The 21,841-nt window shown below is 57.1% G+C and carries 23 protein-coding genes and 2 pseudogenes; 10 read left to right on the forward strand and 15 right to left on the reverse strand.

What is annotated here, in order from left to right; translation table 11 throughout:
• Window positions 1–7: 7 nt before the first annotated feature.
• Entirely contained in the window at window positions 8–991 is a 984-nt protein-coding gene (locus tag QCE64_RS37205) for an ATP-binding protein (protein WP_310009409.1), read from the reverse strand.
• Window positions 992–1,595: 604 nt separating this feature from the next.
• Between QCE64_RS37205 and QCE64_RS37210 the strand changes: the two genes are divergently transcribed.
• Complete coding sequence (locus QCE64_RS37210) at window positions 1,596–2,909, forward strand: hypothetical protein (RefSeq protein ID WP_310009410.1); 1,314 nt, start codon at window positions 1,596–1,598, stop codon at window positions 2,907–2,909.
• Window positions 2,910–3,372: 463 nt separating this feature from the next.
• On the forward strand, window positions 3,373–3,642 hold the full coding sequence (locus QCE64_RS37215) for a hypothetical protein (RefSeq protein WP_310009411.1): 270 nt from the start codon (window positions 3,373–3,375) through the stop codon (window positions 3,640–3,642).
• A gap of 32 nt (window positions 3,643–3,674) precedes the next feature.
• Here the strand turns inward: QCE64_RS37215 and QCE64_RS37220 are convergent, their stop codons facing one another.
• Complete coding sequence (locus tag QCE64_RS37220) at window positions 3,675–4,262, reverse strand: RES domain-containing protein (protein WP_310009412.1); 588 nt, start codon at window positions 4,260–4,262, stop codon at window positions 3,675–3,677.
• A gap of 95 nt (window positions 4,263–4,357) precedes the next feature.
• Window positions 4,358–4,951 carry a hypothetical protein gene (locus QCE64_RS37225; RefSeq protein ID WP_310009414.1) on the reverse strand — a complete coding sequence of 198 codons (594 nt, stop codon included), beginning with the start codon at window positions 4,949–4,951 and terminating at the stop codon, window positions 4,358–4,360.
• Window positions 4,952–5,452: 501 nt separating this feature from the next.
• Here QCE64_RS37225 and QCE64_RS37230 point away from each other — a divergent pair.
• A complete protein-coding gene (locus tag QCE64_RS37230) occupies window positions 5,453–5,686 on the forward strand; it encodes a hypothetical protein (protein ID WP_310009415.1) in 234 nt (77 codons plus the stop codon).
• Window positions 5,687–5,973: 287 nt separating this feature from the next.
• Here QCE64_RS37230 and QCE64_RS37235 read toward each other — a convergent pair whose 3' ends face one another.
• From QCE64_RS37235 to QCE64_RS37255, 5 genes are all read right to left on the reverse strand, one after another.
• On the reverse strand, window positions 5,974–6,375 hold the full coding sequence (locus QCE64_RS37235) for a ProQ/FinO family protein (protein WP_310009416.1): 402 nt from the start codon (window positions 6,373–6,375) through the stop codon (window positions 5,974–5,976).
• A 433-nt stretch (window positions 6,376–6,808) separates the two neighbouring features.
• The gene (locus tag QCE64_RS37240; RefSeq protein WP_310009417.1) at window positions 6,809–7,117 is read right to left on the reverse strand and encodes a hypothetical protein; all 309 of its coding nucleotides are present in this window, start codon (window positions 7,115–7,117) and stop codon (window positions 6,809–6,811) included.
• A gap of 246 nt (window positions 7,118–7,363) precedes the next feature.
• The gene (locus QCE64_RS37245; RefSeq protein ID WP_310009418.1) at window positions 7,364–7,585 is read right to left on the reverse strand and encodes a DUF3717 domain-containing protein; all 222 of its coding nucleotides are present in this window, start codon (window positions 7,583–7,585) and stop codon (window positions 7,364–7,366) included.
• Between the two features lie 146 nt (window positions 7,586–7,731).
• Entirely contained in the window at window positions 7,732–8,076 is a 345-nt protein-coding gene (locus tag QCE64_RS37250; protein ID WP_310009419.1) for a hypothetical protein, read from the reverse strand.
• A 299-nt stretch (window positions 8,077–8,375) separates the two neighbouring features.
• Window positions 8,376–8,771: a hypothetical protein gene (locus QCE64_RS37255; protein ID WP_310009420.1), complete on the reverse strand. Its 396-nt coding sequence runs from the start codon at window positions 8,769–8,771 to the stop codon at window positions 8,376–8,378.
• 629 nt (window positions 8,772–9,400) lie between these two features.
• On the opposite strand from QCE64_RS37255, the gene QCE64_RS37260 reads away from it, so the two are divergent.
• Window positions 9,401–9,595, forward strand: coding sequence for an antitoxin (locus QCE64_RS37260; RefSeq protein ID WP_310009421.1), 195 nt, complete (start codon window positions 9,401–9,403; stop codon window positions 9,593–9,595).
• A gap of 79 nt (window positions 9,596–9,674) precedes the next feature.
• On the forward strand, window positions 9,675–9,857 hold the full coding sequence (locus QCE64_RS37265) for a type II toxin-antitoxin system RelE/ParE family toxin (protein WP_310009422.1): 183 nt from the start codon (window positions 9,675–9,677) through the stop codon (window positions 9,855–9,857).
• A 599-nt stretch (window positions 9,858–10,456) separates the two neighbouring features.
• Here the strand turns inward: QCE64_RS37265 and QCE64_RS37270 are convergent.
• Window positions 10,457–10,726, reverse strand: a complete 270-nt coding sequence (locus tag QCE64_RS37270; RefSeq protein ID WP_310009423.1) for a hypothetical protein — start codon at window positions 10,724–10,726, stop codon at window positions 10,457–10,459.
• A 1,695-nt stretch (window positions 10,727–12,421) separates the two neighbouring features.
• On the opposite strand from QCE64_RS37270, the pseudogene QCE64_RS37275 reads away from it, so the two are divergent.
• From QCE64_RS37275 to QCE64_RS37290, 4 genes and pseudogenes are all read left to right on the forward strand, one after another.
• Window positions 12,422–12,694: pseudogene (locus QCE64_RS37275) on the forward strand (acetyl-coenzyme A synthetase); the annotation flags it as partial.
• 921 nt (window positions 12,695–13,615) lie between these two features.
• Window positions 13,616–14,332, forward strand: a complete 717-nt coding sequence (locus QCE64_RS37280; RefSeq protein WP_310009424.1) for a glycosyltransferase family A protein — start codon at window positions 13,616–13,618, stop codon at window positions 14,330–14,332.
• A 622-nt stretch (window positions 14,333–14,954) separates the two neighbouring features.
• Entirely contained in the window at window positions 14,955–16,073 is a 1,119-nt protein-coding gene (locus tag QCE64_RS37285) for a sensor histidine kinase (RefSeq protein ID WP_310009425.1), read from the forward strand.
• Between the two features lie 641 nt (window positions 16,074–16,714).
• Window positions 16,715–17,260 carry a DUF4142 domain-containing protein gene (locus QCE64_RS37290; RefSeq protein WP_310009426.1) on the forward strand — a complete coding sequence of 182 codons (546 nt, stop codon included), beginning with the start codon at window positions 16,715–16,717 and terminating at the stop codon, window positions 17,258–17,260.
• Between the two features lie 46 nt (window positions 17,261–17,306).
• Here QCE64_RS37290 and QCE64_RS37295 read toward each other — a convergent pair whose 3' ends face one another.
• Window positions 17,307–17,492: a DUF2934 domain-containing protein gene (locus tag QCE64_RS37295; protein WP_310009427.1), complete on the reverse strand. Its 186-nt coding sequence runs from the start codon at window positions 17,490–17,492 to the stop codon at window positions 17,307–17,309.
• A gap of 187 nt (window positions 17,493–17,679) precedes the next feature.
• Here QCE64_RS37295 and QCE64_RS37300 point away from each other — a divergent pair.
• Window positions 17,680–18,179, forward strand: a pseudogene (locus QCE64_RS37300) (ferritin-like domain-containing protein).
• Between the two features lie 68 nt (window positions 18,180–18,247).
• Here QCE64_RS37300 and QCE64_RS37305 read toward each other — a convergent pair.
• From QCE64_RS37305 to QCE64_RS37325, 5 genes are all read right to left on the reverse strand, one after another.
• Window positions 18,248–18,481 (reverse strand): hypothetical protein, encoded by a 234-nt coding sequence (locus QCE64_RS37305; RefSeq protein ID WP_310009428.1) that lies wholly within the window; start codon window positions 18,479–18,481, stop codon window positions 18,248–18,250.
• A 54-nt stretch (window positions 18,482–18,535) separates the two neighbouring features.
• Window positions 18,536–19,705 (reverse strand): zinc-dependent alcohol dehydrogenase, encoded by a 1,170-nt coding sequence (locus tag QCE64_RS37310; RefSeq protein WP_310009429.1) that lies wholly within the window; start codon window positions 19,703–19,705, stop codon window positions 18,536–18,538.
• Window positions 19,706–19,758: 53 nt separating this feature from the next.
• Complete coding sequence (locus tag QCE64_RS37315) at window positions 19,759–20,010, reverse strand: DUF378 domain-containing protein (RefSeq protein WP_310009430.1); 252 nt, start codon at window positions 20,008–20,010, stop codon at window positions 19,759–19,761.
• A gap of 88 nt (window positions 20,011–20,098) precedes the next feature.
• Window positions 20,099–20,974, reverse strand: a complete 876-nt coding sequence (locus QCE64_RS37320) for a manganese catalase family protein (protein ID WP_310009431.1) — start codon at window positions 20,972–20,974, stop codon at window positions 20,099–20,101.
• A 486-nt stretch (window positions 20,975–21,460) separates the two neighbouring features.
• Complete coding sequence (locus QCE64_RS37325; protein WP_310009432.1) at window positions 21,461–21,718, reverse strand: hypothetical protein; 258 nt, start codon at window positions 21,716–21,718, stop codon at window positions 21,461–21,463.
• Between the last annotated feature and the right edge of the window lie 123 nt (window positions 21,719–21,841).

The raw sequence follows: 21,841 nt of genomic DNA on the forward strand, positions 1-21,841 counted from the left end.
CTTCTCCTTATTTTTTGCCAGTGTGTCGCTGTTCAATCGCTTTACGCAGAAGTTCCGTTGAAATACGCCCTTCGTGGTGAAGGACGGCTTCTTTCGCCGCGTCTTCGCAAGCCCTCGTAACCTCGGCCGCGCTCAGCCCGACCGAGGCTGCGGTGAGCAGGCTCCAGTTCAGCTCAGATAATTCGAACATTGACAGACGATTATCGATGATCGCCTTAATCTGAGTTTCGCCCGGTCGTTCAAACTGGATGATGTCGTCAAAACGACGGTACAGCGCTTTGTCGAGAAGTTCAGGATGGTTAGTCGCCGCAACGATCAAGCTTTCGGAACTGTCCTGCTCCACAAAGAGCAAGAATGAATTCAGCACGCGTCGGATTTCGCCGACATCGTTTTGCGACCCACGCTGAGTTCCGATCGCATCAAACTCATCAAACAGATAAACTGCCCTCGTCTGTTTGATCTGGTCAAAAATCAGACGCAGCTTTGCGGCTGTCTCGCCCATGAAACGGGTAATCAGGCTGTCGAGCACGATGGTGTACAACGGCAGCTTCAATTCCGTTGCGAGCGCAGCAGCGGACATGGTCTTGCCGGTGCCCGGCGGTCCAGTAACCAGGATCTTTCGCCTAGGATGCAGCCCATACTGTGCAAGTCTGTCCTTCTGTCGCTGCTCAAGAACGATCCGATCGAGACGGTCCCGCACTTCGGGGTTAAGCACCAGTTCCGCGAATCGCACAGGCGTATGCGTGAGCTCAAGCAAACCCCCAAGATCGCCCTTGGGCTGGTTAGTCAAGGGTGTTGGGCGCGCCAGCGAGAGCCCCGTATTGCTAGCGGCCTGGGACTTCTCGACCATCTGTTTGATGTCCGATGCGAGCTTGTGATGTCCTTGGCGTGCTTCCTGAGCGGCAACTTGCAGGGCAGCAGCGTAGAAACGCCGATCATCGCGATCAGCGTGGCTCCGCAATAACGCCTTGATTTGTTCAGCTGTTGCCATTTCCCAACCTCCGACCGTAATGATACTAGATCACGTTCGAGGAGACGCCTGACCGTTGGTTGGCGGGGCGGGCCGCCAATATTAGTAACCGGAAACCGCTGTTGGGGCTACCGTCACCGGCTACGCTGAAGCAATGTCGCTTTGGGCATATTCGCCTACACCCTGGTGGTAGAGACAATCAGGCTTCTACCGGTGCATCGTTGCAGGCACGCCTCCAGAAGCGTAATGCGGCATGTGTTCGAACGGCCGCGCGCGTAACGGAACGGACGACCGAGCGACTGAAAGGGGAAGAAATCCGAACGACGCTTCATGGCCCGCTGTGCGCATTCATTTTCCTTCGTCGAAACGCCTTCCGAAACCGGTAACAATCGGGCTCGTGTAACCAACCAGGGCAGATTTGAGGCGCTTTGTCCAAGCGCGCTCCACGCGAACTGGGCCAAATCGCCGGCTTCGCGCCGTCGGTAAGGTCGATCTGGATGCGGCGACAGCCGTCTCCACTTTTTCCTAATCGGCAGGGAAGTCAGCGCATGATCTTACAAAATTAGTGCAGCCCAACAAGTTCCGGTAAGCTTCCGGCGAGTCGGTCAACCCAATCTGTGTAGCCATGACGAGCAGCGCAACCATCCATACCGTTGATGAGGTCTTCGGCATCACGCGCAACCTTCCTCTGAATTACGTCGAACGTGCCGACGTGGATCGCCGGTTACGCGATGAACTGTCGGCCGCGCACCACGTCGTGATCTACGGAAGCTCAAAGCAGGGGAAGACGTCGCTGCGCAAACGCTGCATGGACAGCAGTGAGTACATCCTGGTCCAGTGTTCGAACCGCAGCGATATCGCCGACCTGCATTCGAATATCCTCAAGCGTGCCGGCTTCGAGATCACCCTGTCGCAAAAGCGCAGTTCGTCGGGGCGGCACAAGGTTATCGCCAGTCTGAAGGCCGCGATGAAAGCGACTTTTTTCGGACAGGGCGTCCAGATGGAGGGGACGGCGGGCGCGGAGCGCGAGACGGTAACCGGAATGGAGCAGACAACGGCCGCGCTGGAACTGGACATCGACGATGTCAACGACGTAATCGCCGCGCTGCAGAGTATCGGTTTTCGCAAGAAGATCGTACTGGAGGATTTTCATTACCTAGAGTATCAGGTGCAGCGTGACTTCGCGGTCGAACTCAAGGCGTTTCATGAGGCGTCCGACATCACCTTCGTCATCGTCGGCGTCTGGCTGGAAGACAACCGGTTGATCGTCTATAACGGCGATCTTACGGGACGCGTGGTGTCGATCAACGCCGATCGATGGAACATGGTCGAACTGCGGGAAGTTATCGCTACCGGAGGGGCATTACTCGGTGTCAGCTTTGCTGCCGTTTTCACGGCCGCGCTGATCGTCCTCGCGCGTGAAAGCATCTACGTTGTACAGGAGGTCTGTCGTCGCGCATGTCTGGGTGCGGGTGTCCGGACGACGCGCGACGACAATCCCCTTATCGGTGCCAATCTTGACGTCGATGCCCTGGTCAAGCAGGTAGTCGACGAACAGTCGGCCCGTTACGACGGATTCCTGTCCACGTTTGCGGACGGGTTCCAGGAGACCGAACTGCAGATGCACAAATGGCTGCTCTACCCGCTGCTGACGACGAACGCAGATCGCCTGAAGCAGGGCCTGAAATACCGGGATATCAAGGCTATCCTGCGCGAAAAGCATCCCCGCGAGCGCGAGCTGAATTCCGGCAATATCACCCAGTCGCTTCAGTCGAGCGCGTCGCTTCAGGTGAAGCGCAACATCATGCCAATCGTCATTGACTACGACCAGTCGAGCAAGACATTGTATGTCGTCGACAAGGGCTTTCTGATCTGGCTACACCATCAGGATGCAGAGGACCTTCTCGATGACATCGGTCTCCCAGTGGAACCCCATTGATCTGGCCTCGGACTTTAGCTGCGGTTGACTAAAATCGACGGCAGAACACTTGGTTGAGGGTGAGGCAAGAAAGGTTCCTTTGCCTGACTGGCGAACTCGGCGGGCGCTGCCTATTGCAATGCAGAGTGCGGGCGGGCCTCGTCATAGTACGAATAGCCTAGTCGCGAAAGCGCTGCGGCCAGTATCCTGGACGTCCGTTTTGTAGATTCGCGATGACCCGCTTCCGGTCGAGTGCTGCCCTTGCACATGAATAACCGATGATCGAATGACCGCAGAGCAATCCATTGCGGCCCATAGCCGGCGATCGGCCCAGTGACCGCAAAGGCCGAAGCGCGTACGTCGGTCGTCCGGCGGGCCTTGGCAAGGAGCTAGTTCGCGCGCTCGAAGGAGCGACGGAAACTGTCTAGTAGTCGAAACTTTGGTACTAAGCTTGGCGGTGGAATCCAAGCTAGGGACGCGGGTTATGAAAGTCTCGATGACGGAACGTTTCATTGCCCTTGGGTTCACGCTTGTCGGCGCCATTCTCATCGGACTCTCGGGATACGCCGTTCTCAAGCTCTTCCTGTCGCTTCTCTTATTTTGTACGGAAGGGAGTGAAAAAGAGCAACTCAGTCGAAAGCAAATCAACGCATTAACGCGCCGAGCGCGCGGGCGGCGGCATCCGTTGAGTGACTCGTCTCTCGCCGGACTTGGCGCTACCCGCTGGAAGAATGTTGATGTTAGCCATTCGTGAGCGATTGCAAGTTCGCATAACGGCGCTGCGCGTCACGAGTCTGTTTCTCTGCGCCAGTCAGCACCGCCTGGATCGGCGATGCCAATACTGAAGCGGTCAAGAAAGGCGGGAAGAGCTGAGTGCTCGTTCAGCGGAACGGTGTTTCCCTTTTGAACGAGAATTGCACGATCGCTGAACAGGGCGACCGACACCGAATTTGCGAAGCGTGAGTGGAAGTAGATGCCGTCCACGCTTGCCTCATTGTCGTGGAGCGCAGCGCTCCATCGATTCGGCGCAAAATAATTCGGCGTTGAGAGAACCTGCGTGTCGAATCCCAACTGCCAAAGAGGCTGCGTCAGATCTGCAAGGCGCAACGGACGTGCGTTTTCCATTTCCAGCACGGCGACACAGCGATCCGTGATGGCTTTCTCATCAATCACGTGCGGCATTCCGGCGTCAACGCCACGGAAGCGCCCGCGCATCAATGTTTCGGCCATGCACGCTTCGAAGGTCGACGCGGCATAGAGAACGCCGTACTCATTATTGGGCGCGTCGAACCGAAAGACTGTGGATGACGTGGATTGGCGGTTGTAATAGACCGGACCACGATGTCGCCAGTGGATACGCAGCAGCGGCGTCACCGAGAGGTCGATTTCTCGGACAGGAATCCGCGCGCTGCGAAAGCCAGGCGGGGGAAGGGGGCAGGAACCGGGAGACTTGTCGTGAACCTCGTCGATCACAACGGCCCCTGTTCACCACCCACTTCCTGAATCGCTAGATCGACGACTCGAGCCACAGACGCGTTGGAGTCGAGGATGACGTCCGCGGGCGAGCGCCCTCCAAGTTCCTCACGCTTCGAGCGCATAAAGGAATGGATCGACCACGCATTGACCTTAGCGGACACAAACGGTTCAAGCACCGCTTTCAATCGCGAGCCATCAGCATCGAATTGCCACTTGGGATAGCGAAAACCACGCTCCTTACCTGCAGGTAGCAACGCGTACAACGCTCCCTTTTGACGGTCCTCGTTGATGGCGCGCTCGTTGCGCCCTGCATAGTCGCGCGCGTCAAGAAGCGTCAGATTGTCGGGATTGCGATATTCCTCGAGGGCGAACCGGCGGCCACGAGCGCGCGCCGCCGCTAGTGGATCAAAATTTCCCGCAGAGAACAGCTGATTAGCATAATGGGGATCATTGCCGACGCCGCCACTGAGCACTTTATCGAAGGCGTCTTGAAGGTAATCGATCACATCGGGCCGGCCATCAACGCCAAGCGCTCGAGCGGTGGTCGCTGCCAATTCTCGGGTCGAACGTCCGTTCGTGGCTCTCATAAGCGCTCCCAGTCATGAAATACATGACTTTCATGACCTATTATGCACCGTTCGGCTGCATGGCGCAACAAGGCGTGGGCAGCGGCAGATTGCCCTGATGTGACGACTCACCAGAGCTGTCTCTCGGACCGATTGCCAATCGCTCCCGGTCGCACTTTGGCTGTATCGCCGGAAAACTCTCCTGAATCGCCGCAAGCCGTTAAATTCCGCTACCACGTGGTGGCGATTTCTTCATATGTGAAAGCACTACGAAATTTCGATACAGAAGAAGGGGCGCACGGCGGTGTAAGTGCTCCCGTGGCATAGTGACCTCGAGCACGGGCCAGCCTAAGACCGCGGCGGTCGCGCAGACCAATGAAACTCCGCTTGGGCTGCGAAACGGCCAGACGCGAAGAGGCTCAGGCCCGCCGGTCGTGGGCATCGATACGAGGGACGGAACTGACAATTGGGCTGCCGCGCCTATGGGACAGCGCCGAAACCAACCAATCAGAGAGATTCGCAATGAGTGAAGCTGAATATACGCATCTGCTTCGAAAATGTCGCGAAGCGAAAATGATGAACGACTATCACGTGCTGTTGACGGGCGAGCGTCTAGCTGCAGCGATCGTTTTAAACAAGCCGCATTGGTTGCAGGAACAAGGCTATACGCTGGCCGAGGCGTTCGATCGTGTCGGCCCAATCTGGTGGCCCCTGTTGCTACGCGCCCAGCGAGATCTAAGAGACGGAATCGAATGAAGGGTGGTCTTGATTTCCGTTTAAGTTGTGGGTTAGGGCGCGCACGCTCCGACAAGTGCTTTGCCTTCTGGCGCTTAAAAAATATCTCTATAAATGAGTCATTTGCTGTCTACCCGCAAAAGCGTAGCCGACGCATTTCTACGCGCGCGAACTGCGGGCAGGCGTTGCCACACCTTACGCCGTGCTTGGAAGGAGTCTGCTCGCGTAGCGACCAACCAAAAAGAGAAATCCGCCGCGCAGCGACGATCGGAAATTGACGATTCTGCAAGTGATGTGTGCTTTGCTGGTCAACGCTGTGGCCCATTACGATTTTTCGCAATCTGCTCCCGCCTGCGCGTGAGCCGAGTGTTCTCCTGGCTTTTGCCGTACTCTGCTTCGACAGCGGTGACCACGCCCGTCATTGCGCCGGTGAGATCCACGCGCTGATCGCCTTCAATGAGACAGGTCCAGTAGCGTTGGCCGCGGCACCAAAGCTTCAGGCCATTACGAGCGTCTCGCTCGCTGAGCCCAAGTGACGCCGCCCGGGCAAGCACGTCCTTGAGAATCCCAACCTTGAGAGGGACCTTGGGTGCGGGACTGCGCGGAAAGGCGTTCGGGGAAATGTCGTTGCAGCGTGGTAACTGCCTGTGCGGCTGCGTCAGCAGATGTTCGCGGAGGCTTCGGTGTCCGTTTGACTTTCCGGGTGACATCCGCTGGCGATGACGTTGAGCGCGAAACTGCGTCCTTGCGGTTCGTGCCTTGATTCAGCTGCGCTTTGAGCGCAGCGAGCTGTTCGAATCCCATCGTGCGTGCCTGAAGTCAGTCTGTAATTTTATCAGTCGCCGCGAAACACATCCGCCGTCGGTCCGCGTCTTCACCGGCACTGCTTTTCGACCCTAAGGGCGTGACTTTGATTTCAGCGCAGTTTCCGGGTTAGGGCACACTCGCTTCGACAAGGCTCTGCCTTCCGGCGCCAATTAAATATTGCTCAAAATCAGGCGCTTGGTGTCTACCCAAAAAGTGTCGTCGTCGCCTCTCTACGCGCGTTGACCGGCGGCGAGCGTCGCGGCGTCCCGAGTCAGGCTTGTTGGTGTCTTCAAGATGCGTCGGCGCGATCCGCCTGAGCTGCTCCGCCCCGAGCGCTCAGTGGGACGTGATCTTGCCGGCAGCGATCGCTTTCGCAAGTTCGTCGGCAAGGACCGCTTGCACCGACGCATGCTTTTCTCGCACGGAAACCTGCGCGGGACCTTCATTTTTCCAGTCCTCGGCGTCCTTCATAAGTTCGGGAAGATCATGGACCAGGGATGCGATCTCCGCATCCCGTGCGGCTGCTAGCTCTGCAAGGTTCTCGGGTTGCAATGCGCGTTCGAGGATCCCCGCGTCGATGCCGAAATGCTTGCTTGATGGCGTCACACGCATGTACGAGCGCAAACGACACTTGTTTTTCCTCATCCCAGAATTTGCTCTTAGGGAGGAAATAGCCGGCGTATAAAACGTCGCCAACTATCTCCGTTGCCACCCAGTCTGTGAGGTCTTCTTCGAACGATCGCGTGTCGCTGCTGGCGGAGGCAAACATGCGCAGAGCGTCCGCCTTCGTTACTTCTCGCGAATAAACTTCGACGCGGCCGCCGCCGGCCTGCGCGTCGACCCATACCAAGGCTCTATCATCGTCCAACATGTTTGCCTCGCTGGTTGGGTTCAGAAAAGTTGCTGCTGGGCGAGCGCTAGGCATAGCGCTTCGTTCTGTTCCGGCGTCAAGTTTCTTGCTTCGACGCGCTCTCGTCGATGGGAAATCATCGTTCCGTAGACGTCCGCCAACACCCTTGCTTTCGGGCAGACAGCTAAGTCATCCGTCGCCGCCTGCCGCGATCGCCAGTAGTTGATAGCGTTCTCAAAATCAGTGATTGTGTACTCGTTCATCCTGCTAGCTGCCTTTGCTCTATCAAGTGCGGATGATATTCCCTCTTCGTCGGGTCGTGTCGCCGACGCGTCGACGATCGCATCGCATCTCTTTCGGTTCAGAGCGAAAGGCAACGGCGTTAGCGCGACGGTCGAGCGGCACCGTGCTAGTGCTTTACTTCGCCTTTCAACTCGATGGCCAGTTCCGCGGCCAACGCAGCCTGTACGTGTCCGTGCTTTTCGCGAAATGCTTCGGCGCCAGCTAGTATTTCCGGATGGTCCTCGAGGAACGAAGCCAGTTCCGCGTCTCTCGCGGAACCGAGCGCGGCCACGTTCGCGGGTTCTAAAGCTCGCTCCAACGTTTCGGCGTCGATGCCAAAATGCTCGCTGATAGCAGCGACCGCGTGCAAAATCGGGAATGCCACATTCTCGTGGGCTTCTTTGCCGCCCTCGATAAAGAAGTAGCCTGCGCAGAGCAGGTCGCCCTTGACCTCCGCTGCGACACTAGGCAAGATCGTCCTCGATAGCTCGCCTGTCGTTGCTGGCGGATTCAAATATCCGCAGCGCTTTTTCCTTCGTCGCTTGGCGCGAGTAAATTTCAACGCGGCCGGTGCCGGCGCGTTCTAGTTCGACAAAATCGTTGCTCCATCAAGTTCGGACATGTTCCTTTGTATAGAAAGTGATAGATCGTCGCGCTGCAGGCGTTCGCCGGGACGTCCGTCATTGGCCAGACTGCGAAATCATTGGTGGGCGCGTGGTGGACGCGCCAGCGGTTGATCGCCCTTCTCGATATACGTGATCGATTACTTTTTCATGCTGCTTGACGGGCTTTGAGTAGCTGCTTGAGTTGCTCGCGAGTAAGGGATGGATTCATTGCCGTGTCCCGCACCACCTCAGTCAGTTCATCGTCCGAATACGCCGCGAGGACCACGAGTTCGCTTGCACTGAAGTGTTCTTCCATTTCTGCACGATGCCGCGAGTCGGCAAAGCGCTCGTAGACTTGCACGTATCGGGCGGTCGTAGGCTTCGACACGCCCCATTTAACTGCGGCAAATCTGTAGAAGAGGGATGCTGCTTTTCGCTCGGCGGTGGCTACGCTGGATCCCTCGCCCTTTGCCTCGTCGACGCAGCGTCTGACGGCTTCCTCTTTGTACTTCACTAATATTTCGCCGAAGGCGAAAACATTGGCTGGGCTCTTTTTAGGCACGAACTCGTTGTCTCCATTTCCATTGGCTTGTGTTCGCGAGAACACGGAGTCGGCGACGGCCCTCTAGTGCAGCCGGCCACGGTTCACCCTTAGTGCATAACGGCATTCGCGGGCTGGTTTTGAGTGTTTTCTTACATGTTTCGTTGACTTCAAGACTATCCGCCGCGGCTGGTAGTCAAGCCGCCAGCCAAGCTAGGACGCGCAGGCTGTCCCACGGACCCATTGAAACGCTTCGAGGCCGCAAAGCGCACGCCACTGCCGCGCTTCAACGGTGATAATTCGCACTATCAAGTATGCTCGTCGTTTACCCAGTTAAATCGACGGATATTAAATGTTTGTTGCTCGAAAATTGGATTTAGCGCAACGTTGTCGGACGGGCGCTCGTTTACGTTGTGGTCTTCTGGGCACCTCTACCACGTTGGTAGCGCGAAAGCATGGCGAGTGAGGGGCACTAGAAGTTAGAGCGTCAGATCGGCAGCCGACTAGGACCGGCCCGCTGGAGCGCACGGTCCGAAGAAGCCGTGCGGTCTAGCTTTGCGGCGCTATTCAGACCGCAGGCGCCTGCGTCTGCGCCGTGACGCGGTAGCCCGCCCACGCTATTATGTAAGGCATATGCAACGAGGTGACGCATGGGAAATATTTGGACCGAACCCGCCATCAGCGGGCATGACACCAGGGAAGAATCTGAAGCCTACGACGTCTGGTTTCGCGAAGAGGTGCGCATGTCGCTCGAAGAAGAAGGTGCGGACATTCCTCACGATGAAGCTGTGGCGTGGATGCGCGCACGTATTGCCGAGCGGCGCAAAGTAACGAATGATCGTTGACTGGCGCCCGCGTGCGGTACGCCGACTCGATAAGATACACGCCCACCTTAGCTAAGAAAGTTTCCTTGCGGCCGACGCAGTGTTCGACACGATTGTCGCGGCGGCCGCCACATTACCTAGCCACCCGTACGCCTACCGCGAAGGCCGCGTGCCGAACATGCACGAGATGGTCGTGCTGCCAAATTACATCATTGTTTATCGCGTGAAGCGCAATCGCATACTGATCGTGAATGTGCTCCACGCGCGCCAACGCTATCCTTGATCCAGGTGTGGGCTTGCTCTTCGTGTGAAGGACCGGCGACGCCCGTTCGCGCGATTGATCCGACGACTGTGCGCACAAGCTGACGCGTGCGATGACACGATGCGACGCCGCTTGCTCGGTCCGCGGCCCAGCAAGTAATCTTCAATTAGCATCCCTAAAAAATTGCGCTAATTGATCGTTATGTTTCCCAGTATCGGTGGAAATGTATCACCGACCGCTTGGAGCGATGCGCCCTCGTCAGCTTGATGATCCCGATCTCAAAGAAGACCGCCGTATATTCTAGTCCTACTGTGTCATATAAAGCTTTGAGGTAGCGCAGCAATACGGACATCTCTGGAGTCGCCTAGAGATGTGTGCACACCGCCGTGCGGGCGACCTCCGAAGCATGCGACGCGATTCTGCCGCCGCTCGTCCCGATAGCGACGACAGCGGCGGTCGCAAGCAATCCTGACACCTCGGGCGCGAGTGTGACAGAACGGAGCGTAGGCGTTGCGGGCGATAACGCGAAGATAGGTTGATGGTCTGAAGCATTGGCGAAGAGGAAGTCGAACAGCTGACTCATTTTCGTATCTGCACGACAGCGTCAAGGCTGTTCAGGCCTATGCCGTGTGGCCCGGACGATCCTCCACTTGCTGAAGTTCCGACTTCATGATTTCCAGATTTTGCATCAGCGTGGCTAGACGCTTCTGTTGGGTGACAACAAGCGCATATTCGACGTTGATCCGCTTAAGTCGCGCGATCCAATATGCGGTTGGCAGGCGCGTGAATGCGTCGATCCGCTGACGGAATCCACTGAACATGGCTTCGAGATGCGCGAGTTCGCGGTCAGCGAGTCCCGTCGCTCGTTTCGGCTGCTTGGTGTTCTTCAAAACTTTCCCCGTAAGCCGCGCCGAGCAGTATCGAATAGGTTGTTTATCGGCGGGCCGGCAAACAACGCAATCTTTATACCTTTAAGTCGGGAGGAAAAAGTCGATTGCAGCGAGATTAGTTTGACGAACGGAAACGTTTGCGGGCATCAACACGCCGAAGCGGGCATAGCGGTATGTGCGCTACACCGCAATCCCACAAGGATCGGCGTACGGTAAGTGTGCATGCCGGAAGCGAGAGATTGCAATTCCTGCAAGAGACGCCAAAATGCAGCAACAGGCCAAATCCGAGGCGCGTCGCACCGACCCCGCTTGACAGCGCTCTTCATCTCCTTCAATCCGCCACGAATGCGGTCCGCCTTGGTTTGGGGGTGTCCCGTTTTCGTTCCAGGACTACTGTGTCGTAGAACATTTGAGATAACAAAGCAGTACGAACAGTGGCGGCGATTGGCCAAATTCTAGAGTCCATGCTGGAATTAGATCGGACGACTGGTTCTCACGGGCTCCGTGGCGCGCAGCGAGAAGCTGCTGTGCTGAATCGACCCCCTGTGCGGACCTGCTACGCTCGAGCACTCAACCTTTATGCTCCGAACAACCAGAACATAAGCAAGACAACCGGCATCCCCAAGGCAGCAACTGCAAACCCAACCATGATCAGAACATCGTACATACCTGGCCGCGTCTTGCGGATCTCATGCACAGGCGACGTTAACCCTAGAGCCTGCCGACCGTGCAGGAGTGGATCTCTTTCTGGAGAAGTCGAAAATCGGGAACTCGTTCGCCATGGCATGTCGCTGATGCACCCTCAGTGAGAAACAGCGCACGCTCCGGCGAGGCCTCAACACCGCCAGGCTGCTGCGCTTACCACTCATCCATCGCCTGAGCCGCTCCAGAAGCCTCCTCCGACTCATCAACGCGTCGATGTCTTGCGCGAGCTCTGCGACATCGCCCTCTGAGGCTTAGGGCCGCGCTAGCTCGTCATGCTTGCCGTCAATTGCTCGACGGCAGATGGCGATTTCGCGGTCGATGTTAGAAGTCCGCTGTCGAGGCTGGGACCCTCCCAAAATCCCAAAACGCCTTTCTCATCCCCTAAATTCCGGTTCTAAAAAAGCCCGCGACAGTTCTGCCGCGGGCGTCCGCGCCGGTCGTTGACTCTGTGCGCAGCCAGACACCAAGAATCAGAACGGGGTGTCTGATATTGGGCCTCGGTAATGTGAATAATCATATGAAATACGTGTTTAGCCCGGATAGTAGGGAAATTACGGAATGAAAGATTTCCCGAATTCACCTCGCCACTCGAGCAATTTTTAGAGCTTTCCAATTGCTGTAACACGACCGTCCCGCGGTGGACGTGATGTCGTAGACCCACCTCCGCAGTATCGAAATGACGCTGGGATTAATTTTGGCTGTCTTCGCGGTCATTTGCTACGTTCGATACATGCCGCGCCAGCAAGAGCGTCTCTAATTTTTCCAATGCGACCAACGGCTTACCGACCTGAGCTTTAGCGCGCGCTAGAAGCAGTTTGTTCGCTAGCTGCGACGTGAGATGCAAATGGTCCGATATCTGGGTCTATCAGATCCGCGATCGCTCGAAGCGCGTCATTCAGCGGGATGTTGTGATCCTGTTCTCGAGCCCGGCGAAGGCCAGTAACGAGGGTCAAAAGGTCGCGCGAGTCCATCGTCACCTATCAGATCTAGGGCGACCGCGTCGTGATCCATCTGCCGATGTTATTGGAAGGCGTGGTCGAGATGCGGACGGTCGCGCGCATCGGCGCCACACACTCGGTCGTGTTCGGCGGCTTCTCATCGAACTCGCTCAACGGGCGTCTGGTCGATGTCGGCCCGATCGCGCTGATCACCGCCGACGAACAGATGCGCGCCGACAAGGCGCTGCCTCCCAAGAACATCGCCGATGAAGCGATCGCTGCGGACGCCCGCGAGAAGGTGAAGGACGTGAGCGTCTATCGCCAGGCACCCCATTTGCTAACTCCAAAAAAAATTCGTTAATCGACCAGCATGAAAGCAACGATTTGCGGTTACACAAAGTTGCCCGAAGGGCATGAAGAAATCCATCGTTTCTCATTCGAATTGAACGATGGAAGTGCGGCTCCGCCCGTCCGAGAATCGATATCTCTACGAACCGCCCGGGTAGTTGTCGCACATTTACAGGACGGAAACGCGCTAATCCAAATGTTCCGAGCCATCGTCAGTAGCGATTTCGCACATTACGACGATTTGGTCGGACGGAGCTTCGAGGACGATTTCGTCGAAAATGGGCCGAGCGATCGTGTCAATGACTCATCAGGGTGGATGAACGCCGATCACTGAGCGCCAATGCAAAGTCGCGATCCGACATGATCGGCCAGCGGCCACAAGCGGCAATTTACTATGCTTACGGCCCGGGCCATTCAAGGATTCTTCATTCTTCAAGACTGTGGCTGCCTAGAATTCGAGCGCCCATCCACGCGGCATGACAAAGCCTGCTTGGACCTGTATCGATTGAAAACTGATTTGACAGCGCCGACCAGCAGTCGACCGCAAAAGTATGAGGAAACAACCGCCCGGTTGCTCGGCACGCGGCCCCAGGATCCGTGCTGAACCGTTGCCAGCGTTTGGCTGCATCACCAACCTTCGAGCAGCGAGTCACCGAAACGTCCAGCAAGGCTTCGCCCGCGGCTCGGCAGACCGGCTGATAACCCGCCGACAAGCCACGCGACATGAAATCGAAATTGGCGGGTTTTCCACGCTAGCTACGCCCCCATCAGCCGCCTGGGCCATTTAAGGCTACCTTGAGATTCGTTGAGATGCGGTCGTGAGTAGCGCGCTCTGCCGTCCTGCAGCCGGTGGCCCAGCACTTGCTCGGGACTTGCCAGCGAACAACGAGAACCTACCATGCTTGCAATCATCATTCCGGCTCATAACGAAGAAGATTTTTTGCATCGGTGTCTGCGTTCCGCAGTGGCTGCTGCAGCTGATCCAGCGCTGGAAGGGGAGTCCGTTCAGATCATCGTCGTCGCTGATCAATGCTCAGATGCTACCGAAAGAATCGCGACCCGGTTTCCCGTGATCACCCTAACGATTTTCGAGGGAAACGTGGGCGCTGCGCGCGCGGCAGGTGCCGCATATGCCCTTGGACTGGGTGCGCGATGGCTCGCGTTTTCTGACGCGGACACGCTGGTACCCAATGACTGGCTGTCCAGCCAGCTTGCCTGTCAGGCGGATGCCGTGTGCGGCGTAGTTGATGTGCACGACTGGACCCCCGAAGACACGTTTGTCCAGCAGGATTTCAGCGAAGTCTACTTTCCAAAAGAAGGCCACCGGCATATTCATGGAGCCAATCTCGGTGTATCCGCCTTAGCGTATCAGCTTGCAGGCGGGTTCCAGCATTATGCAAGTCACGAGGATGTCGACCTAGTGAGGCGGCTGGAGCAGTCGGGGGCTTCAATCTGCTGGACCGCAAAAACCAAAGTATCGACTAGTGCGCGGAAATCATTTAGAGCCCCTGCGGGGTTCGGCGCTACGCTTGCCCGTGTACGCCGCCTGGTTGGACTTCCTGCCGGTGGCGAGGACGGAATCAGTATGCAATCTGTCCGCACGATGGAATCTTAGATCTCTTTGTTCTACGGAGATGGTCGCCTGGTCTTATTCTGGCTGAAGCGTTGACACTCTTTGCGGTTATGCAAGGAATCCATCCAAGTCGGCGACGGATATCGCAAGTGCACCACGAGTCGGCACAAACAGCGTGTTGGCCGAACAACAGGAACAGCCAAGCTGAAGTCAATTCCCTATAGGTGTTGAGATGTCGGAGCAAACGCTTGTTCGGTCCAGATCACGGCGGGCTTCACCGCGTTAAAACTCTCCTGACGTTCCATCAGGAGCCGTGCCTCTCCAACTCTGTTCTCAACGGCGCGACGTCATGCCGACGCGTCATAGGTGACACGGGCAGCTGCTAATGACCGTGAGTATCGTGGCTGTCAAGGTGAAGAGCGGCGAGTTTTACGATCAGATGTAGACGAGCCGGTCATCGACCCATGGCGCTTTTGGGTCAACCGCTAATTACGGTTATATAAGTCGACGCCGGTGGCACAGCGGCTTCCAGTAGAATCGTTGGCGACATCCGATTTACTGGAGATGGGACCTTGCCCGCTGGCAGCTGTCCCGGCTAGGCTCCAGTGCAAAACTGCCGCGGCTTGAGATCGCACAAACCTGTCTGTTACCCACTGGAGGTCCGATGAACCTAGCCGACTTTATTGAGGGTGATCTGTCAGGTCTGATCGACGACTGGACCAGCTACGCCCTGGCGCTCAGCCAACCGGACAGCATGCTGTCGGAGACCCAGCTTCGCGACTCAGCGGCCGAGATCCTGGCAGCGATCGCGGTCGACATGCGCGAGGGACAGAGTGCAGCTCAACAGCGGACCAAGTCGCGCGGCGACAAAGATACGGCCGAGTCCGGCTTCGACCACGTCGCGCGATGTCACGCAGAGGATCGTCTTTCTCACGGATTTGACATCAACGATGTGATTGCGGAGTTCCGCGCGCTGCGCGCCACGGTGTTTCGTCGATGGCAGAAAACGTCGCCCGCAGGCGCGGCGGCGTTCCAGGAAATGATCCGTTTCAACGAAGCCATCGACCAAGTGCTCGCAGAATCCGTGCGGCACTATGCGCGCCGCACTGAAAGCATTCGCGATCTGTTCGCGGGCGTGTTGGCGCATGACTTGCGCTCGCCGCTGGGTGCCATACTGAATGCGGGCGAAGTACTGCTGCGCGACGATGCCCTCTCTCCCTCAAGCGTGCGAGCGGTCGCCTTTGTTCAGCGAGGCGCAATGCGCATGAGAAAGATGATTGATGATCTGCTGATCTTTACGCGCTCCCGGCTGGGAGGCGCGATGCCAGTCAGCTTCACGCCGCAGGACATCGGACGTATCTGTAGCGAAGCGGTGGACGAGGTCCGTGCGTCCTTCCCCGATGCGCATATCGACTTGCAGGTCGCGGGCGATCTTCGTGGGCGCTGGGATGGCGGGCGGCTTGGCCAACTGGTCGTCAATCTGGTGACGAATGCCGTTCGCTATGGATCAGGTCCCGTTGTCGTGGACGCCGCTAGTCATGATGGAAGAATGACGCTCGTCGTCTCCAACGAAGGCAATCCGATCCCGGAGCAAGCGTTACCGACCCTATTCGATCCACTGACACGTGCAGGCGTTCCTAACCGTAGCGGCACTGCAGCGGGCATGGGCCTGGGTCTTTACATATGCCGCTGTATTGTGAACGCGCACCAAGGGACGATCGGAGTCGAGTCGACCGGCCACACCACCCGCTTCACCGTGTGCCTGCCCTGCACACCGTCGTGATCCCGAGCGAGTTCCTCCGGCCTGGAGGCATTCCGCGCTCACCGCACGCCACCCCGCCGACCGGCATCCGTCCACATCAGCCGGTCCTTCCGCGAACAACCGCTGCTGCTTCTCGATGCGTTTGGGCGGCTCTTGATAGTTTGCCTCCGACGACGCGACGAAGTCTATCCATGTTGTCTATGCGCATGCTGTGCATAAAGCAGTGGGCCGCCATTTAGCGATGCTGGCCTCGGTTCCCGGTGACGTGCGGAACGCCCATTCACTCCCGGCAGCGGTCATTCTGTAGGAACGGTCACGGTTGGCTACCCACCGGCACGATACCAGTTGCATGTATCAAATGGCCGATGTCTTCCGCCGCAATTAGATAAGGTCCAAGACGGCGGCGTGCCGCGTAGTTGTGCTCGCACGCCCAATGCGGCAATCGTTCAATCCAATAGTGGCGCGACTGCTGCCTTTACAGGTTCGACGGCCGCACATCCATAACTCGGATGCGTGTCGAGGAGTTGCGACGTGGACGCATGCGGCATTGCCATCTTCTGAATGTTGCGAACGCAGCGACGACCGTGACGTTTCTGACCGGCGACTGGCTTGCATGGCATTTCGCTTGCTGTGTTGATCTACACATCACCCGAGGAGAAGTCATGAAATATCAAGCTTTTGGACTGTCAGTCATTGCAGCCGCTGCATTCGCAGCAACGCCGGTCGTGAGCAGCGCTCAGACTCAAGCGGCCAGCACTACACAAGCCAATGATCTTCCGCAGACCGACAAGGCTTTTGTACAGGCCGCGTCTCAGTCGAGTTCGACGGAAATCGATACGGCGAAGCTTGCGACGAATCAATCTCAAGACAAGGATGTGAAAAACTTTGCTCATCACATGATGATGGATCATACGAAACTGACTGTTCAATTGAAGATGGCGGCTCCGCACGGTGTTACAGTTCCGAAGGACAACTCAGATGAGACGGTGATCAGTGCTTTGAAGCCGCTCAGGGGAAAGGAATTCGACGCAATGTACATCAAGAAGGTGGGTCTGGAAGGCCACCAGCAAGCAGTTGAGGCATTCCAAAAAGAGGCACAAGAAGGTCAAAATGCTGATTTGAAGAAGGCCGCACAGAAGGCGCTTCCGACGATTCAGGAACACTTGAAAATGGCGCAGCAACTTGCCGCGAAGAAGGGCATCCAATAAGGCTTGCGCGCCCGGCGCAAATCGACGGGCGCGTATGGCGTTCTTGCTAGCGTATCGGAGGCTCAGAATTCACTGCGTCGCGTTCTGCCTCATTTCCGATGCCGGGCTCCTTAGCGAGTTGTCGTTGCGCCTGGCGCCAAAATTCATCCGAACGTCCTTCCGGACTGCCGGCTTCCTCCCATAGTCGATACGCCAATTCCTCAATGCGATCTTCGGCGGGTGATTCGTTCATGGTCGTCTCCTTGTGTCGATTCGTTGGGTACCACTGACCAGCGGTAACGCGCAATCGCCGTATCGGGGTAGGGCCATGGTGCACGCTGCGCGACATTGCAACATCAGGCGGGTTAGGAACGTTGATTGCAATGAAATCGCGGCATGCAAAAGCCCGTTATTTACCCCCGATGTTTAAAGGAGTCGTCATGGCCTCGAAGACACTGCAGGACTTGTTTATTCACTCACTGTCGGACGTGTATAGCGCGGAGAAGCAGCTCACCCGGGCGTTACCCAAAATGGCCCGTGCCAGCCACAATGCCAACCTCCGTGCAGCGTTCGAAACGCACCTTGAAGAAACGCGTGGCCAGGTCGAGCGCATCGACCAAGTTGTCGAGAGCTGCGGGATCAAGCTCAAGCGGATCAATGCGTCGCAATGGAAGGGCTCGTCGAAGAAGGGCAAGAACAGATCGAAGATTTCGAGGAAGGGCCGGTTCGAGATGCAGCATTGATCGGTGCCGCGCAAAAAGTCGAGCATTATGAAATTGCGACCTATGGCACGCTGGCGCCCCTCGCTGCTCAGCTGGGATTTGCGGACGCCAGCAAACTTCTTCTGGAAACGCTTGCTGAAGAGAAGTCCACTGATGACAAGCTAACGCAGCTTGCCAAAGTGGAGGTTTCAAAGGAAGCGCAGGCGGCGAGTGCATAATTCGACGACTCGCGAGGAAAGGTCCGCCCCTATTTCGAGCGGGCCTTTTCTTACCCGGACGAAGGGGATCATTCGCTCTGGTTATCAAGGTTTTTACTTGATGAGGTTGAGCCCTCGGTATCTTCGTCGTGCGATTGATCTCGACCCGAGTCGGTCGTTGAAACGTGGAGTTCATCGAGTTTTTGGTCGATCTTTTCCTTATCCCCCCGTTCGAGCGCTGCGCTAGCCTCCTGTTCGACATTTTCGTTCCGTTGAAGATCGTTGCTGGACGAATCGGAATGCGATGGAATCTGGTTGGCCATGTGAGCCTCGCTTAAGTGATGCAAATATGAAGAAAGTGACTCTGTTAAGGCGGATCAGGGCGTCATGACGACTTTGATGCACCCGTCTTCCTTGTCCCTGAAGGTTTTATACATGTCGGGTCCGTCCGCAAGCGAAACTCGATGAGTGATGACAAAGGAAGGATCGATTTGACCTTCCTGAATTCGTGTGAGCAGATCGTCTGTCCACCGATTCACGTGTGTCTGGCCCATGCGCCAGGTCAGCCCCTTATTCATCGCCGCGCCGAATGGAATCTTGTCGATGAGCCCGCCATACACGCCGGGCACGGATAGCACGCCCGCCGGTCGACAAACATAAATCATCTCGCGCAGCACATGGGGTCGATCGCTTTCGAGCATGACCGCCTGCTTTACACGGTCGTATAGCGAATCGAATGAGCGGGTCGCGTGCGACTCCATACCCACTGCGTCGATGCACTTCTCAGGTCCTTTGCCCTGCGTCAGTTCCTTCAGCCGATCGAGGACGCTCTCATCTTTGAAGTTGATGGTGATGGCGCCGGCAGCCTGCGCCATGGCCAGGCGCTCAGGCACATGATCGATTACGACGACTTGTCTCGCGCCAAGGAGGATGGCACTGCGAATGGCCATTTGTCCGACAGGGCCGGCGCCCCAGATCGCGACGGTATCCGTGGGCTCGATTTCGCAATTTACTGCGGCTTGCCAGCCGGTCGGGAAGATATCGCCGAGAAACAGGACTTGTTCGTCTGAGAGGCCGTCCGGTATCTTGACGTGCGTGGCATCCGCAAACGGCACGCGAACGTATTCCGCTTGACCGCCGGCGTAGCCTCCCGTCAGGTGCGTATAACCGAAAAGTCCCGCGGTCGAGTGACCAAACACTTTGTCGGCCGCGTCCTTATTGCGATTCGTCCGTTCGCAAACCGAGAAATTACCGCGTTTGCACTGATCGCACTCGCCGCACGTGATCGTAAAGGGGACAACGATACGATCGCCGATCTTTAGCGAACGATTCTCGGCGCCCACATCAACCACCTCGCCCATGAACTCGTGACCCATGATGTCACCGGATTCCATGCCGGGCATGAAGCCGTCGAACAGATGCAGGTCCGACCCGCAGATGGCACAGGACGAGACCTTGATGATGGCATCACGAGGCTGTTCGATCTGCGGGTCGGGAACCGTGTCGTAGCGAATGTCTTTCTTTCCATGCCACGTGAGCGCTTTCATCGTGACCTCCCTGAAATAGTGAATGCTGAATCGAACGCGCTACCGTTGCGACCCTATCGACTCGCGAGCCGTTGATCTCGCCAAAGAAACGCACTCACTAACATATAAATACCGGCGACCCCGACAAGCGCGTAGACCGCTCTTGCCGGAATCGAGCCGTTGCCAAGAACCGCTGCAACAAGGTCAATCTGCGCGAGACCAACGAGTCCCCAGCTCAGCGCGCTAATGATCACGAGCGCGCCGACGACCCAGTCGATTGGGCTGCGACGCACGACGACGGTCCCTTTGGATGTGATGGTAGCCAAATTCCTCTCCTAGCTTTTGAGAGCGAACCAGGCGGCTGCGACAACGACGTCTGCGACAGCCGTCCGGTTCGTGATGTAGCATGCGTACTTACACTTTCGTGGCTTGCCCCGCCCCGAGGTCGGCTCCGGTAGTGGGCTGCGCGGTCGGATCGGATGCGGTGCGCGAGGCCATCGACTGAAGAGTCGTGATGTCTTGCTCCGAGACGTTCACCGATGCCGTGCCGTCGCCGCCATCGACTGCCGGTTGCGGATCTTCTATGAAGCGCCAGTCGCCGCCTTCATTCCACGGGCCCCGGACATCGTCGCCTTTGGACATGTTGAAGTAGACGCTGGTGAACTCCGGATCCCCGGGCAGCTTTCCTTGCGGGAAGTTGGGCTGGATTGAATGAAGCGCTTTTTCGAACGACTTCTGGTGCGCGATCTCACGCGTCATCAGAAAGCCAAGCGCTTCCTTGATGCCGGGATCATCGGTGACATTAATGAGCCGTTCGTAGACGATCTTTGCGCGCGCTTCCGCCGCGATATTCGAGCGCAAATCGGCCGTGGGTTCGCCGATCGTATCGATATACGCCGCCGTCCACGGCACGCCTGCCGAATTGGTCAGCGAGGGGCCACCCCCGTACAGGATCGAGGTGATATGAGAGTCATTGCCCGCGCCCGTCAGCGAGCGATAGAGCTCGGCCTCTTGTTCGACGCCTTCAGCAAGTTGTCCCTTCGCGCCCTTGTTCAGCATGGCCACAATCGATCCAATGACCTCGAGGTGGCTCAGCTCTTCCGTTGCGATATCGAAGAGCAGATCCTTGCGGCCCGGATCGTCTTCGGAGACAGCCTGTGTGAAATAGCGGCACGCCGCGGCGAGCTCACCCTGAGGGCCACCAAACTGCTCCAGAAGCAAGTTGGCGAGACCCGGATTAGGTGCCGCGACACGGACAGTGTATTGCAGACGCTTGTTATGAACGAACATATCAACTCCTAAGGGGACGTGTCTTATCCCTGCCTTGGACAAGCGCAGTGGACTGTGTGTAGATGTTTGGTCTCGCGAACACTGAGAGGAGCGTCGGTGACGTCACTTGCAGTGAGCTTCGCGAGTCTCAGCGCAGGGTTGCGCTGGCTGAAGGCGACGGAGGTGCCGCCCAGTTAATGGCAAGCCTCGTGTACGTCGCAACGCACCGCAAGGCTTGATCGATGGGCAGCAATGGGCATGCCAACGTCCGAGAGAAGAGTACCGGACGTTGTAAACCTGTCGGCAACGTCGGACGGAGGCCGCAGGCCGCAGGCCGGAAGCGGCAGTAACGAAAGCGCAGTGCGAAATTTAAATCGGCGGTCCTACGTGCATCTGATACTCATCAAATGACAACCGTGATCTTCCCGCGTGCTTTTCATGCTGACGCGATCTAAATTACTCGTCTCTTTGGAGAGGATCCGAAAAAGTTGCGAGCTTTAGACGACGCTAGGCTTCTAAGTCTCGCTTACCGAGAGGATGGTCGGCATCAGCATCCGGGCTGCTGTCGGGATCGATCAGGTCGTGCTCCGGCTGATAGGGTCCCTGTTCCGGATGATCCTTGCCTTTCGGCACGAGTGACGCATCCATATTCCCATGTTCCTTTTGCTCAATCGTGCCATCGCCATTTTCGCGCACGTCGCCGGCGCCGAGTTCTTCTTTGCGTTTGTCCGCGCGCTCGACCGGATCGGACGGTTCTGGATTCATGGTTCGCTCCTCTATCTGAACGTTGGCAGGCCTATAGAGGCAGAGCAACGGGCATTCCTGTGATACAACCAGAATTGCGACTTTCAACTTGAGCACGATTGTGCTATCCGACCGGTCAGCGAC

The sequence above is a fragment of the Caballeronia sp. LZ043 genome (assembly GCF_031451075.1).
Taxonomy (GTDB): domain Bacteria; phylum Pseudomonadota; class Gammaproteobacteria; order Burkholderiales; family Burkholderiaceae; genus Caballeronia.